At 43.2% G+C, this 14,961-nt stretch carries 10 protein-coding genes; 4 read left to right on the top strand and 6 right to left on the bottom strand.

Features of this window, described 5'->3' with window-relative positions:
* Positions 1-614: 614 nt before the first annotated feature.
* Positions 615-2,867 carry a S9 family peptidase gene (locus ABD894_RS27140; RefSeq protein WP_345214248.1) on the bottom strand — a complete coding sequence of 751 codons (2,253 nt, stop codon included), beginning with the start codon at positions 2,865-2,867 and terminating at the stop codon, positions 615-617.
* 132 nt (positions 2,868-2,999) lie between these two features.
* Here ABD894_RS27140 and ABD894_RS27135 point away from each other — a divergent pair, with 132 nt between their 5' ends.
* Positions 3,000-3,524 (top strand): acyl-CoA thioesterase, encoded by a 525-nt coding sequence (locus tag ABD894_RS27135; RefSeq protein WP_345214247.1) that lies wholly within the window; start codon positions 3,000-3,002, stop codon positions 3,522-3,524.
* Here ABD894_RS27135 and ABD894_RS27130 read toward each other — a convergent pair whose 3' ends face one another.
* Together ABD894_RS27130 and ABD894_RS27125 are read right to left on the bottom strand one after the other, a co-directional pair.
* Positions 3,525-3,929, bottom strand: a complete 405-nt coding sequence (locus tag ABD894_RS27130; RefSeq protein ID WP_345214246.1) for an EVE domain-containing protein — start codon at positions 3,927-3,929, stop codon at positions 3,525-3,527.
* A 119-nt stretch (positions 3,930-4,048) separates the two neighbouring features.
* Positions 4,049-5,917, bottom strand: coding sequence for an ATP-dependent nuclease (locus ABD894_RS27125; RefSeq protein WP_345214245.1), 1,869 nt, complete (start codon positions 5,915-5,917; stop codon positions 4,049-4,051).
* Between the two features lie 165 nt (positions 5,918-6,082).
* Here ABD894_RS27125 and ABD894_RS27120 point away from each other — a divergent pair, with 165 nt between their 5' ends.
* Positions 6,083-8,041, top strand: coding sequence for a PAS domain-containing sensor histidine kinase (locus tag ABD894_RS27120; protein ID WP_345214244.1), 1,959 nt, complete (start codon positions 6,083-6,085; stop codon positions 8,039-8,041).
* 592 nt (positions 8,042-8,633) lie between these two features.
* Here the strand turns inward: ABD894_RS27120 and ABD894_RS27115 are convergent.
* Complete coding sequence (locus ABD894_RS27115) at positions 8,634-10,580, bottom strand: ATP-binding protein (RefSeq protein ID WP_345214243.1); 1,947 nt, start codon at positions 10,578-10,580, stop codon at positions 8,634-8,636.
* A gap of 384 nt (positions 10,581-10,964) precedes the next feature.
* Between ABD894_RS27115 and ABD894_RS27110 the strand changes: the two genes are divergently transcribed.
* Complete coding sequence (locus ABD894_RS27110; RefSeq protein ID WP_345214242.1) at positions 10,965-11,531, top strand: hypothetical protein; 567 nt, start codon at positions 10,965-10,967, stop codon at positions 11,529-11,531.
* Positions 11,532-11,536: 5 nt separating this feature from the next.
* Here the strand turns inward: ABD894_RS27110 and holA are convergent, their stop codons facing one another.
* Positions 11,537-12,559: a DNA polymerase III subunit delta gene (gene holA, locus ABD894_RS27105; RefSeq protein ID WP_345214241.1), complete on the bottom strand. Its 1,023-nt coding sequence runs from the start codon at positions 12,557-12,559 to the stop codon at positions 11,537-11,539.
* Between the two features lie 114 nt (positions 12,560-12,673).
* Between holA and ABD894_RS27100 the strand changes: the two genes are divergently transcribed.
* A complete protein-coding gene (locus ABD894_RS27100) occupies positions 12,674-13,132 on the top strand; it encodes a type I restriction enzyme HsdR N-terminal domain-containing protein (RefSeq protein ID WP_345214240.1) in 459 nt (152 codons plus the stop codon).
* On the opposite strand, the gene ABD894_RS27095 is transcribed toward ABD894_RS27100, so the two are convergent.
* A complete protein-coding gene (locus ABD894_RS27095) occupies positions 13,133-14,932 on the bottom strand; it encodes an ATP-binding protein (protein WP_345214239.1) in 1,800 nt (599 codons plus the stop codon).
* Positions 14,933-14,961: the final 29 nt, after the last annotated feature.

Genomic DNA, 14,961 nt, shown 5'->3' with positions numbered 1-14,961 from the left:
GCACAGATCTTCTTTACTTTATTTAATAGTATGCACCCATCAACAACGTTTTGAACATTTGGACGGATATTGATAAGTTAATAATAATTGACCTCAACAGCCAATATTGTGCAACAGCCACTTTCTCTCAAAAGAAAAAAAGAACCAAAAAAGAAAAGTCGCGGCTGCGCAAGGAACTATTAAAGTTTCTGCTTTGGCAGGGATAGTGCTACCCGTTCCTTACGATGCCGCATTTTTTCGGTTATGTTAGGGTAGTGCTTTTGTTTGAAACAAAAAAAGCAACAGTCGCTACGGCTCCGGCCGAGTGACGGCTATCCCGCGGCGTCCCGCCGCTGTACAATAGATGCGTATTTAATAAGTACACTTTTTACCACATGCACAGGTTACGAGGCAGAACGATGTTGGCCAATAGCGCAATGTTCTACCCGTTTTCGCCCGAAGCTCTTTGCTGACAAGAAAAGAGATGTAATTTTTTTTAGCCCTCTCCCATGGAGAGGGTTGGGTAGGCACAAAAAAACACGTCATTGCGAGGAACGAAGCAATCTCTACACAGGCAGAGCGGCTCTGTATAGCTAAACATTGCTTCGTCCCTCGCCATTAACGCGAAATGATCTTTACTTACTACTGTTCAAATTAGGCAGATCGCTTTTACCTTTCAGGTACCTTTCGAGGTACTGAAAATTAATTTTGGATAACAGGATATAGCTTTGGAAACTGTATGCCGCGCCGTGTGCTCCTTTCGGGAAGATACGCAGGTCGGCATCTTTACCGGCATCGGTTAGGGCGGTGAGCAGTTGCATGGTGTTGGCCGGGTGCACGTTGTCATCGCTCATGGAATGTACCAGCAGCAGGTGGTCTTTCAGGTTGGCGGCGTGGGTCATGTCGGCGCTGTTTTTATAGCCTTCGGCATTGTCGCCTACCAGGCCCATGTAGCGCTCGGTGTACACGTCGTCGTACAAACGCCAGTCGGTAACGGGCGAATTGGCTATACCCACCTTAAACACGCCCGGATGGGTCAGCAAGGTATACGTAGTGCTGTAGCCACCGTAGCTGGTACCCATAATGGCCAGTTTAGCGGTGTCTACATAAGGTAACGAGCCTAAGTACTTAGCCGTCTCCACAAAATCATGACTCTCCCATTTACCCAGTTGTTTGTATACCACCTTCATAAACTCGCTGCCGTAGTTGGCAATACCTCGGTTGTTTACATCAACCACAATATAACCGTTTTGGGCAAGCCACTGCTGCCAGCCATTACCCGAAAAGCGGTTGAATACGCCATGCGATTCCGGACCGCCGTAAACGGTCATTACCACAGGGTATTTTTTGGCCGGGTCAAAGTTGAAGGGTTTTATAACGTAGCCATCCAGGTTTACGCCGTCGCTTGTTTTAAATTTGAACAGTTCGGGTGCCGAATAATCGTGTCCTTTAAGGTATTCGTTAACCTCTTTGTTATCCTCTAACAGCTTAATGGTTTTGCCTTTATCATCATTAAGGGCAATGTGCAGCGGGGTGCTCAGGTTGCTGTATTCGTCGAGGTAATATTTCGTATTGGGCGACATATCCACATCATGGAAACCTGCCAGTTGCGACAGCCTTGTTTTCTTGCTGCCATCAAATTTTATCGAATAAAACTGCTGTTCCAAAGGCGATGCCTCTGCCGAAAGGTAGTATACCGTTTTGGTTTCGGGGTTAATGCCGCGTACCTTCAGCATGTCCCAATTGCCCTTGGTAACCTGGTTAAGCAGCTTGCCATCGTAACCGTAACGGTAAATGTGGTAATAGCCGCTGCGATCGCTCACCCAAAAAAACTCTTTCGATTTTTTAGGGAAATAGATCATATCGTTTACGTTGGTATAAAAGTTAAATATAGCCACCCAGGTATTGTTCTTCTCTTCCAGCACTACGCGGTGCGCGCCTGTTTTTACATTGAAGAAGTACAGTTTCATGTGGTTTTGCGCCCGGTTGAGGGTCATCAGCGCCAGCTCATCGGGGTTGTTTGTCCAGTAGATACGGGGGATGTAGAAATCGCCGGTTTCATCGGGCGTAAGCCAAACTTTTTTACCTGTTGTAGCATCAACCACACCAATTTTTACCGATGGGTTGGCATCGCCCACCTGTGGTAACGAGATGTTGATATTATCGGGATGCAGACCTTCGTAATTGGTCATCTGAAAATCGGGCACCTTATGCTCGTCGAACTGCCAAAAAGCAATATACTTACTATCCGGCGACCAGTTCCAGGCTTGTGCCTGTCCAAACTCTTCTTCATATACCCAATCGTAATGGCCGTTGAAAATGCCGTGCTCGTCGGTCGAGTCGTTGGTTAACTGTAGTTCTTTCGCGGTAGCAAAATCGTATACGAACATATTGCCTTTACGCTCAATACCAACCTTAGCGCCATCGGGCGAAAGCTCGGCCGAACGCGCGTTTTTGGCCGCTTCTTTCAACTGCTTGGTTTCAATATCGTATAGATAATAATCCGACACGCCCGAGCGGCGGTAGATGGGCTTAAAATTGCTCTGGAAAACGATGTGTTTGGAATCTTTCGACCATTGGAACGATTGATACGCGAAATCGGTACCGGTACCGGGTGTTTTGAGGCCTTTGCTGGTGAACACCAACTCATCGGCAAGGGTTTTAGGGTTGAGCGAGCGGATATCACCATTGCTGATGAACGAATACTTTTCGCCGTCGTTTATCCAGTTTACGCTTTGCGGGCCCGACTTGCCGCGCAATTTACCGGCCGACATGAGCGCATCGGCAATATTGCTGTATTGCTGTTTGCTTTGTGCAGAAAGGTTGAAAGGCAACAGGCAGCATATAGCCGCAGCGCCTATCAAACCCCTTACGGAATGATTTTTCATTTTTTGCTTTATAAGATCAGTTATTTTAACGGCTAAAGCTAACAGATTTAAGCTAACCCAACAATAGCCGGGGCGGCTATGCAAACATAAAGCCGCTTAAAGCGTATATTTACACACAATATTAACCGCCGTATGAAACAAAAAACGCCAAAAGATTCCCTTACGATAATGAATGAGCTGGTATTACCCAATGATACCAATCCGTTACATAACCTGATGGGCGGGCGTTTGCTGCACTGGATGGATATTGCCGCCGCCATTGCCGCGCAAAAGCACAGCAACCGGGTGGTGGTTACCGCCTCGGTTGATAATGTATCTTTTCAGAAACCGGTAAAACTGGGCGACGTGATCAGCATTGAGGCAAAGGTTACCCGTGCCTTTAACACCTCTATGGAAGTTAAGCTGGACGTATGGGGGCAAAACATTCCATCGGGTACCAGTGTAAAATGCAACGAGGCTTATTACACTTTTGTGGCTTTGGACGAAGACGGCAACACCGTACCCGTGCCCGAACTGATCCCCGAAACTAAGCTGGAAAAAGCTCTTTTTGATGGCGCGCTTCGCCGCAGGCAGCTACGCCTGATACTGGGCGGGAAAATGAAACCGCATGACGCTACCGAACTAAAGGCGCTGTTTATGCCCGATATTGTAGGCTGATCAGTTGCCTAACTCCAGTATCCTGTCGAACTCTTCGCGTTTTAATGCCATTACCGAAAGGCGGCCCTGCCTTACCAGGCCTACGTCTTTCAGTTGCTCGTCGGCTTTTATTTGTTCGAGGGTTACGGGGTTCTTGAGGCTTTCAACGGGCGAAAGGTCAACCACTACCCAGTTGGTATCGTCGGTAGTTGGATCCTGGTAGGCTTCGCGAACCACTTTGGCTATGCCTACAACGGCTTTACCCTCGTTACTGTGATAAAAAAGTACTAAGTCGCCCTCTTTCATTTCGCGCAGGTTGTTGCGTGCCTGGTAATTGCGCACCCCATCCCAAAACGTACGACCGTCCTCGTTAAATTTATCCCAGCTATATTTAAATGGTTCTGATTTTACTAACCAATGATTCATGTTTGTTTGTGTTTTTTGATGCCGTTAAAAAAGGCAATTCCTGCAAAAGTAGAAGTAAATTTTTGTTCTTTACAGATGTAATAAAAAATACAAATCATTAAGAGATATTTATAGCGTCTTTAATTATAAGGTATTTCCTGAACTCTTTTGAACGTCTCAAGAATATCAATAGGGAGCAGCTTAATGTATATACTTAATGTTTTTGTTATTAAAGTATTCTTGATATTACCATTTGCGTTGTGTTTTTTCCAAACATTTGAGTAAGCTGTGAAATATATTTCTTCCAAATCTTCCTTTTTTGAAAGCATAAACCATTGTGGCAAGGTTATTATATTCCCATTTATCAGTTCTACAGATATTTGCTTTAAATTTTGCTCATCTAATTTTTCGAGAGGTATGGATTTTTCTTTAGATTCAATATTTACAACCTGCTCAATTTTTCCTATTGCATTCTCTAATTTTCCGATCACAGCATTTACGATATTCTGTAGTTTCTCACTGTCAAAATCTAAATAATTCGTATGGTCGTCAACTTTGTTTAGGCCATAATATTCATTAAAATTTGGATGATTATCTTGGATAATAAATAATCCCCAAAGTAGAGGATCTAAAATATAATTCTCTATACAATGACGTTTCCCTCCTCCTAATAATTTTACTCTATCTGATTCATTATGCTTATTATCCCAATCGATTATTCCACAGGTAGACTTATTTCCTGAATTAGTCAGATCTTTAACGAGTCTATTCACATTTACCCATCCACTGCCTTTATCGCCCGAAGAAATAAAATGTAATGATATATCATTTTCTAATCTCAAGTCTTTTAATTTTTCATATATCCTTTCAAAAAAATATTTGTCGGTGCCAGATTCTACAAACACATCCTTTCTATGATTATAATAAATACTTAAATTTTTCAACCCTACAGTAAGTGATTTAATAGCGATTGCTTTATCAGACTTCTTTAAAACACCATCATCCATAAGGAAAATAGAATCGTCTGGGGCTAATGCGACCGTTGTGGGAGAATGGGTTGTCATAATTAATTTTATTTCTTTCTTACCTAAAAAGTATTTCTCAAGAACATTTAAGAAGTACTTAACCATCGACGGGTGCAAAGTTGCATCAGGCTCATCAAATAGTATATATTCGGGAAGTATAGATTCAGGATAAGGATTTTCAGGGGTTTCACTCGCAAAATTATACATCGCAAATATGAGTGACATTATAACCTTTTCACCTGATGAAAGATCGGTAAATTCTATTCTTTCAGCATTTTTTATTAAATGTATATCTAAATCTAAATTCGTTACCCCTCTATCTAAATCGCGCATTGATACTTTGTAATTCAATCCGGATTCAGCCAATAAATTATTAAATACAACCCAAGGTGGGGATTCATTGCCTATGAGTTCTTTGTAAAAATTATATTTATATATATACTGTTTGAATAGATCGTTCAGATTTGATTGTAACAAACCAGTGTATTCTATTTTTTTATAAACAAAGAAATCGTGCACACTTATGTCTTGTGGCCGTTTTTTACTTGTTTTTATTATATAATTAATATTTTCTATAAAAGCCTCATTTATACTCGGAAGTGATACACCTCCCCCATCAAGAAACACATTTTCCAATCTATTAAAAGCTTCATATATAAAATCACGACTTAATATATCTGTTTCACTTTCTCTTTCTCTGATGTAATATTTAAGTAATGCTAATTGCCTCTCATAAATAGAAACCTCTCCATCATGTGGCATTACTTGCAAACGAGATTCCACATCCGGGCTTACATTAAAAACATTTCGTCTTATATACCTGTTACCATCGTCATCAGTTAAGTAACAAGGGTTGCCTAAGGCTAACTCACTAATTAACTTGGATTTCCCAGAGCCATTTGCACCGGTGATGACTACAAAATCTGGTAATTGAATACCCTCATTTTTTTTTAGGATTTGAATCTTATCTACTACAAGTATCATAACGAATTTAATGTTTAGGTTGAGTTGACATAAATATTAGGTAATTATATGGCTTTTAATTGAAATATGGTATTCGTCAAAATTACATACACCTCCCACCAATACTGGCAAACTTTTTGCACACAAAGCAGTTAAAAATATCTTTATATTATTAACATTGCATTCATGAGCGAGCCTTCCTATTCCTTAAGTAACGAGCAACTTCTAAATGTTTTGGCCTTATACCAAAACGGGATAGCGATACATGTGGGTGAAGATAGTGTTATTGAATATGCCAACGACTCCATGATCGCTATTTGGGGCAAGGATAAAAGCGTGATTGGCAAGTCGCTTGAAGATGCCCTGCCCGAATTGAAAGGTCAGCCGTTTATTGATCTGTTCAGAAAAGTGTGGAACGAGGGCATCACCATTTCGGGTACCGATACCCCTGCCGACTTGATTGTTGACGGCGCTTTACAAACCTATTATTTCGATTTTGAGTACCGCGCCATCAAAAATAACGAGGGCAAAACGTACTGCATACTACACACTGCAACCGATGTTAGCGCACGTTATTTAAGTCAGCAAAGGGAGCAAAACCTGGCCGAAGAAGTTTCGGCAATAAATGAAGAACTTTCTGCCTCAAACGAAGAGCTGATAGCCACCAACGAGGAACTGATAGAATCGCAGCATCAGCAGCAAAAGCTGTATCATGAATTGGTGGAGGGCGATGCCCGTTTCCGCAGCATGGTACGCCAGGCCCCGGTGGGCATGTGCATAATACGTGCCGATGACCTGCTGATACAGGAAGTGAATAACGCCTATCTTGCATTAGTAGGCAAAGAACGGGCTGAATTTGAGCACCAAACGATATGGGAAGCCGTACCCGAGGCCGCCGCATCGTACGCGCCGGTAATGAACAACGTTATTACCACAGGCGTGCCCTTTGTTGCCAAAGAGCATTACCTCACCCTTGTACGCAACGGGCAACCCGAAGATGTTTATATTGATTTTGTATACGAACCTGTTAAATTGTACGATGGCAGCGTAACCGCCATAATGGTGCTGGGCATTGATGTTACCGAAAAGGTAATAGCCCGCCTCAATATTGAGGAAGCTGAAGAACGCGGCAGGCTGGCCGTTGAGGCCGCCGAAATTGGCACATTTGATCTTAACCTGAAAAAGCGGGTAATGATCACATCCGACAGGTTTAACGCCATCTTCGGGTTTAACGGACCTGTTAAATGGGAAACCTTTGCGTCGGTAATCCACCCCGATGATAATACCGCCCGCCTGCTCGCGCACGATGAGGCTTATAAAACCGGTAAACTATTTTACGAGGCAAGGGTGATCCATCCCGATGAATCCATTCACTGGATACGGGTACAGGGCAAGGTGTTTTTTGATGCCGATAACAAACCCGAAAGAATATTAGGTACCCTGCTGGATATTACGCAGGTGCACCGCTTAAACCAGCAGAAAGACGACTTTATCAGTATAGCCAGCCACGAACTTAAAACGCCTATCACCAGCCTCAAAGCATCGCTGCAACTGCTGGACAGGGTGAAGGATAACCCGACGAGTCCGCTGTTTAATAAACTGATAGATCAATCGAACCGGAGCATGCAAAAGATTAGTTCGCTGGTGGAGGATTTGCTGAACGTTAACCGCACCAACGAATCTCAATTGCGACTGAAGAAAACCACATTCAACGTAAACGATATGCTGGAGTCGTGTTGTAACGACATTCGCACAGTTGATAAATATAAACTGATTATTCAGGGTGATAAAGAGGCTAAAATGCATGCCGATGAACACGCTATTGACCAGGTAATGGTAAACCTGGTGAACAACGCCGTTAAGTATGCCCCCGATTCGCTGGAGATATTCCTGATTGTAGAGAAGCTGGATAACTTTGTAAAGATCTCTGTTAAAGATAACGGCCCCGGCATTCCGCAGGACAAAATAGCCCGCCTCTTCGACCGCTATTACCAGGCCGAAAATTCCGGCTTCCAAAACGCAGGTCTGGGTCTTGGCCTGTACATCAGCGCCGAGATCATCAAACGTCATGGCGGTAAAATTGGGGTTGATAGTGAATTAGGTGGGGGTAGTACGTTTTGGTTTACTGTGCCTGTAGCGGAATAGGTTTTCTTTAGGAATGTCCCATTATATTATAGCGTTATTGCAAGGTATGAAGCAATCTCTACTTAGGTTATGCTTCGTGCTGTAATTAATGTTGGTCTGCTCATTGCCGCAGGGGCTACTACTTTTGGCTGTGCCCCAAAAGTAGCAAAAACGCAAGTCCAGCAAAAGGCTTCTTTGCCGCACGAGGGCCTTCCCTGCAAACCGTGCAGAACTTGGGGCTGGAACTTTTGCCCTGCCGCTCTTGCCCTCCCCATAAGCAACAAGTTCGCTATGCCCGCCTTTGCGCTCGTGGCTATCAAAGTTCTGCCCGTTTTCGCCCGAAGCTGTTTGCTGACGAGGCAAGACGCGGGCGCTGTCGCGAGTTTAGCATAGCGTAACTCGTGACTGATACATGGGGTAAGCTTTCAGCTTACCGGCTGGTGAAATCTCTTGCAGTACAGCGGCGGGACGTCGCGGGATAGTCGTCACTCGGCCGGAGCCGTAGCGACTGCGAAGCTTCTTACTGTCATGCTGAGGTACGAAGCATCTGTCACAGAATAGGTATACTATGTGCACAATTCCCTTATTAATTGACAATTAGATCCTTCGTTCCTCAGGATGACAGTGAAGAATATGGCAACTCTATATAAAACACCGTACCTACATTAGGTGTACTTTCGAACCAGATTTTGCCGTGGTGTTTTTCTATTATTTTTTTGGAGATGGACAGGCCTAAGCCGAAAGGCTGCTCGCCGTTAGTACCTACCCGCTTGGCGGGGCTAAACATCTCGAAGATGCTATCCTTGTCCTTATCGGCTATGCCGATGCCGTTATCGGCTACGGATAGTATAATGTGCCTTTCATCTCCGGATAGGTGTATGCTCGTTTTGATGATACCGCCGGTATGGCTGAACTTAATGGCGTTTACGATAAGGTTGTTGCATACGCGCCATATTTTTTCGTGGTTTATGTGGGTAACCAGCGGGGTATCGTCGGCATCAAAAATAATTTGCTGCTGTTTTTCGTTGGCTTTAAACTGAAGCAGCTCTACCGAATCGCGCAGTAATTCTTTCACGTCTATCTCCTGCGTTGCCATCACCTCGTTCTCATCTGCCAGGCCCGATTTTAGCAACTCGTTGATCATCTCCATGGAGTGGATCCCGGTAGATTCGATGAGTTGCAACAGGTGGCGGCTATCGTCCGAAAATTCGTCTTCATCCAACAGCATAGCAGCCAGTCCGGTGATGCCTGAGATGGGGTTACGCAAATCGTGCGCCATTACCCGCATAATACGAATGTAGTTGGTATTAGCCCGTTCCAGTTCGTTTACCGTTGTGTGCATCTGCTGGTTTTGCAGCTTCATCATGGTTTGGGTCTTCTTGCTGTTGTTAAGCGTGCGGCTAATCAATATAATGATCACCAAAAACAGCCCTACAATAATAAAAGTGCCTATTAATGAGATCTGCTTTATTTTATCCTGCTGCTTTAACGAAGAAAGCGCCTGCTGCTGGTGTATGGCATCCAGTTCGCGGTCAACATCAAGCTGATATAGCTTTGACGAACCCGCAGCTAATGAATCGCGCAGGCGTATATAATTATCCTGTGCTATGTAGGCTTCGTTGTATCGGCCGGTTTTAAACATATACAAAGCATATAGCCGATACCATTTAATATCCGATTCGGGATTGTCCTTGTAGAATTTGTTCAGCCTGCCACGTGCTTCATCCAAAGCAGTTTTCGCTTCGGTAAGCTTATTTGTTTGAATATAAAAATCGGCCAGTTTATTATAAGGTGGTATCAGCATGCCATCCACATCACGAATGGGCATTTTGGTGGCCATGTTGAGGTAATCATACGCCATACTATTGTCGCCACGTTTAAGGTGAAAGCCGCCCAGGTTATCGTATACCACCACACGTGCCGCGTTCAAATAAAACGTATCAATAATAGCCATGCTGTCTATCTTATTGATATAAGCGAGGTCTTTATCATAATAATATTTGGCACTATCGAGCATACCGCCCTGTTCATAAGCCAAGCCAATATTATCTAAGGTAGATTGTCGCAGAAAAAAGCGTTTTTCGTTGGTGAGGTTATTATCACAGGCAATCAGTTGGTTGTAACCTTCTACCAATGTGCGTGCAGCGGGTAAAAACTTTTTTTGGTTATAAAATATCCCGCCTATTTTTAACGAGAAATTACCATTATCACATTTGCCGTTTGCTTTTAATATCTGCCTGCCCTTATCGTAATAATGCAACGATGCGTTGTACTTCTTTTTCATGATACACACATCGCCGCTGGTTTCCATTACCTTAACAAATTGCTCGGGATATTGCTTTATTTTATCAGTATTGGCAAAAAAGATCATCCCGCTATCGGCATACAATTGCATTACCTCGGGTTGTAATGTGTAATGCTGGGCCATCAAATAATAATAATCGCAAATAAGCGGATCGGCGATGTTTATACCGGGGCGCAGCTTCTTTAAAACGGCTATACCGCTATCGCCTCTGCCGGCAATATATAAGCTATCGGCAATCTGTAATTGTTTTTTCACATAGGTTTCATCAGTCGCCTTATCCCGGTTCAGGCACGAAGAAAAAACAATAGCAAATATAATTTGAGAGTATAATATAATTACTCCGCGGGAAAACAACATTTACACAAAGGTTAAGTAGTTAAAATCGTTTGCTGATAATTTAAATATATGATATAATCTGCCAAATCTATCGAACTTTTTTCCCACCCTGTGAAATACTCTATTCTAAATTGGAGTAAAAAGTTGCTTAATTGTCAAAAAACTAATGTTTCACTACAAGTATGAGCAATAATTTGTGCGTGACTTCTCAATAATGTACTTCACAATCATCAACATATTCTACATAGCATTGTACAGATAAAGCGTTATATTTAGCTGCCTTATAACCATATCAAACACATAATGACCGGTAAAACATCTATCTCTAAATTAATAGCAGCAGCCATATTGGTAATTTCAGTCGCTACAGTTAAAGCGCAAACCTCATTACGCCCGGGCGAAGCCTTAGTGGCGGGTGCGGTAAATCCGAACACTAACAAAACACCTATTTATTTTATTGACAGCGTGCGCTTAAAACCCGGCAAACAACGCATTTTTAGCAATGAAGAAGTGGCGGCGATAACCATGTATAAAGATAGCGTAGCCATAGCCAAGGCAGGCCCTGATGCTAAAGACGGCGTGATCTACGTGGAAACCCCGGCCTTTGTTAAGAAACGTTACAATGCCCTGTTTATAGCCAAAAACCCAAGCTATGCCAAACTTGCCGAAGGCTTTATTGACGAGGGAAATATTGAATACATACTCAACAATAATTTATTTGAAGGTTCGCTCGAAGTTACCTTTGCCCCTGTTACCGCGCAAAACTTAAAGAGTTTAAGAATAATAGGTAAAGATCAGCTCGCCAAAGAGTTTGGCATTAAGGATAAGAAGTACGGGGTGGTAATTACTGTTGCAATGGAAGCGCAATAGAGTGCTTAATGCAATATCTTAAACATCAGTTCTTTCATCAGTTCGCCGGGGCCGAGGGTTGATTCTACGCCTTTGCTTTTCAGGTCGTACTCGCGCAGCAGGCTGATGATCTGTACGGTTTTGCCCAAATTGTAGCTGCGTGCGGCCTGCTCATAATCCTTCACAAAAAACGGACTAACGCCAAGCTCCTTGGCTACATTTTGCTGCGATTTATCTTTTACGTAATGATAAACCAGCACTTTGGTAAAATAGTTATTGAGGTTACCGAAGAGTAACACTATGGGATTGGCCTTTTGGTTGGCCTCAAAATAATTGATGATCTGGTTGGCTTTTACCACATCTTTACGGGCCAGGGCCGATTGCAGCTCGAACACGTTGTATTCCTTGCTGATACCAATGTTATCATGAATATCCTTCATGGTGATCTCCTGCCCAATGGTTACGTTAAGCATCAGCTTTTCCAGCTCATTGGCAATTTTAGAAAGATCGTTACCCAGGTATTCCGACAGCATGGCCGATGCCTGCGGGCCTATTTTATAGCCACGCTCGCTAAAAAAGCCTTCTATCCAACCGGGGATCTTATTATCATACAATGGCGACGATTCAAACACCAGTCCCTGTTTTTCAATGGCCTTATATGTTTTTTTACGCTTATCAAATTTGCCGTATTTATAGCAAAAAACAAGAATGGTACTTGGCAGTGGTTTTTCAAGGTAGGCCAGCAGCGGATTAATGCCTTTTTTATCGTCGTCATCCTTACCCCATTTCATTTCCTGGGCCTCTTTAACCAGTACTACCTGGTAGTCGGCCATCATCGGGAAACGTTTTGAGGCGTTCAGTACGGTCATCATATCGGTATCCTTACCATAAAATACGGTTTGGTTAAAGCCGCGTTCGGCTTCGGGCAGCAGCTTATGCTCTACAAAATTACTTACCAGGTCAATATAATACGGTTCTTCGCCATGTAACAGGTAAAGGGGTTTATACTTGCGGTTCTTAAGGTCTTTTATAATATCAGCTGCCGTCATATACTTTTCATTTCAAAAGTAAAAATTCAAAATGGTAAAGGCTCAACTTCTTTTTGAACAAATAGCGGCTTATGCCATTTACTTTTTACTTTTGAGGTTTGAATTAAATTTTTGATGGATCTGTTGCAGCCGCTGGCATTACCGCCTTACCCTTTTAAAATTACCGACAATAACGGGCAGCTTACCCTGTTTGATGAGATACGCAAACGCACCATCATCATTACGCCCGAAGAATGGGTGCGGCAGCATTTTGTACAGTACCTCATCCGCCAAAAAAATTACCCCAAAACATTGATAAGGCTCGAAGGTGGCTTGCGGGTGAATGGCATGCCCAAGCGTACTGATATCGTCATATTTAACCCGCAGGGCGAAAGGATATTGATGGTGGAATGTAAAGCGCCGTCGGTAGCTATAGATCAAAAGGTGTTTGACCAGATAGCCCGTTACAACATGACCCACAAGGTAGCCTTACTTGCTGTTACCAATGGCCTGCAACACTATTATTGCAGTATCGATCATGTAGCGTGTACCTACCGGTTTATTGAAGATCTGCCCGATTACAGATCATTGTAACTAAGCGAGGCTGATCAGGTTTTGGATCTTCTCGAACAGTTCTTCCGGCTTAAATGGTTTGGAAACATAATCGTTCATGCCCGAACTGAAAACCTTTTGTTTAATATCAAACAGCGCCGAAGCCGTAAGGGCGATGATAGGGATATTGGCCTTTTTGGTATCGGGCAACTTACGGATCTCTACAGCCGCGTCAAAGCCGTTAAGCACCGGCATTTGCAGGTCCATTAATATAATATCGTAATTACTGTATTGCAGCATTTGTATGGCGCGTTCGCCGTTTTCGGCAATGGTGGGTGTTATTTTCCACTTAGCCAGCAGCTTTTTCATCAGCATTACGTTAACCACGTTGTCTTCGGCTATTAGTATTTGCAGGTTGCTCAGGTCGTCGTGCGTTTGAAAGGTGGGCTTCACCTCATCGGCCACGGCCTCTACCTCGGTTGATACCGGGAACTCCATATTAAACGAAAACTCCGACCCGATGCCTAACTTACTCACCACGTTCATTTGCAAGCCCTGTAATTCAAGCAAGCGCTTTACAATGGCCAGGCCTAAACCGGTACCGCCGTACTGGCGTGTAGTAGTAACCGACTCCTGCGCGAAGGGCTCAAAGATCATTTCCAGGTTCTTTTTATCGATACCTATACCGGTATCACGTACCGAAAAATTGACCATTACCGAGCCTTGCTTATCCTCCGCACAACTCACACGTACCCAAATACAGCCTTCGGGAGTAAACTTAATGGCATTGCTTACCAGGTTAAATATGATTTGGGTGATGCGTGTAGGATCGCCCAGAAAGCTTCTGTCTTGTAGTTTATTGTCGATATCCAGCTTAAAGATGAGTCCTTTTTCGCCGGCCTTAATGATGAGGCCGCCACAAATGCTGTGCATCAGTTCGTTCAGGTTAAAGCGGGTGTTTTCAAACACCACCATGCCCGATTCTATCTTGTTAAAATCAAGCACATCGTTAACAATGGCCAGCAGGTTATTCGCCGAAAATTTCAGGATATCGAGGTTCTCCTGCTGATCGTTACGCGGATTGTTCATCAGCAGTAAATTGCTCATGCCAATAACCGCGTTGAGCGGCGTACGGATTTCGTGCGACATGATAGACAGGAACTCCGACTTGGCCTGCGATGATTTTTCGGCCTTTTCAATAGCCCACTCCAGCTTGGCGTTAAGCCCGCTTTGCAGCCTGCTTGTATCTTTTAGTTGTTGTATGTTTGATACAAAGGCATTATAAAAATGACTGTGTATAAAAATGATAAGCACGAAATTGGCGAAAATACTGATGATAACGGTAGACTGATCTACGTTTTCGGGCTTTAAGCCGATAACATAACTGTTTTCAAACCGCCATATTAAAAAAGCCAGTATAGGCAGCACGTTAGCCAGCGAATAAAAGATCCCCCAGCGTTGCCCCAGCATATAAAAAGAGAAAACGATCACCAAAATGATCACCTGTATGGTAATTACGTTTACGTTTTGCAGGGTAACGTAAACATCAACCAGGTTTACTACAGTGCCTAAAGTAAGCAAGGCAACAGATACTACCTTCCAGCGTGGGTTGTAGGTAATGGCCTTAAATAGCAGCAATACACAGGTAAGCATAATGCCTAATGTGTAAGTGAGTATTATTTGGTGTTGAAGATATACGTTGAAAAACAGTGCACCCAGTGCAACGGAAACTAAAAGTAAACCGTAGTACAGCAGGCGAACCTTAGCCTGGTCAATAATCGACTGACCATCGTTAAGTATAGGGCTAAGTGAAAAATTATAAAAGGACGCTTTTTTGCTCATTAATGTAACCGTGGTAACATATCATGCTT

This window comes from Mucilaginibacter gynuensis (assembly GCF_039541195.1).
In the GTDB taxonomy this organism is placed as follows: domain Bacteria; phylum Bacteroidota; class Bacteroidia; order Sphingobacteriales; family Sphingobacteriaceae; genus Mucilaginibacter; species Mucilaginibacter gynuensis.
Note: the sequence above shows the minus strand (reverse complement) of the source record. Positions and strands in the feature narration are given on the sequence as shown.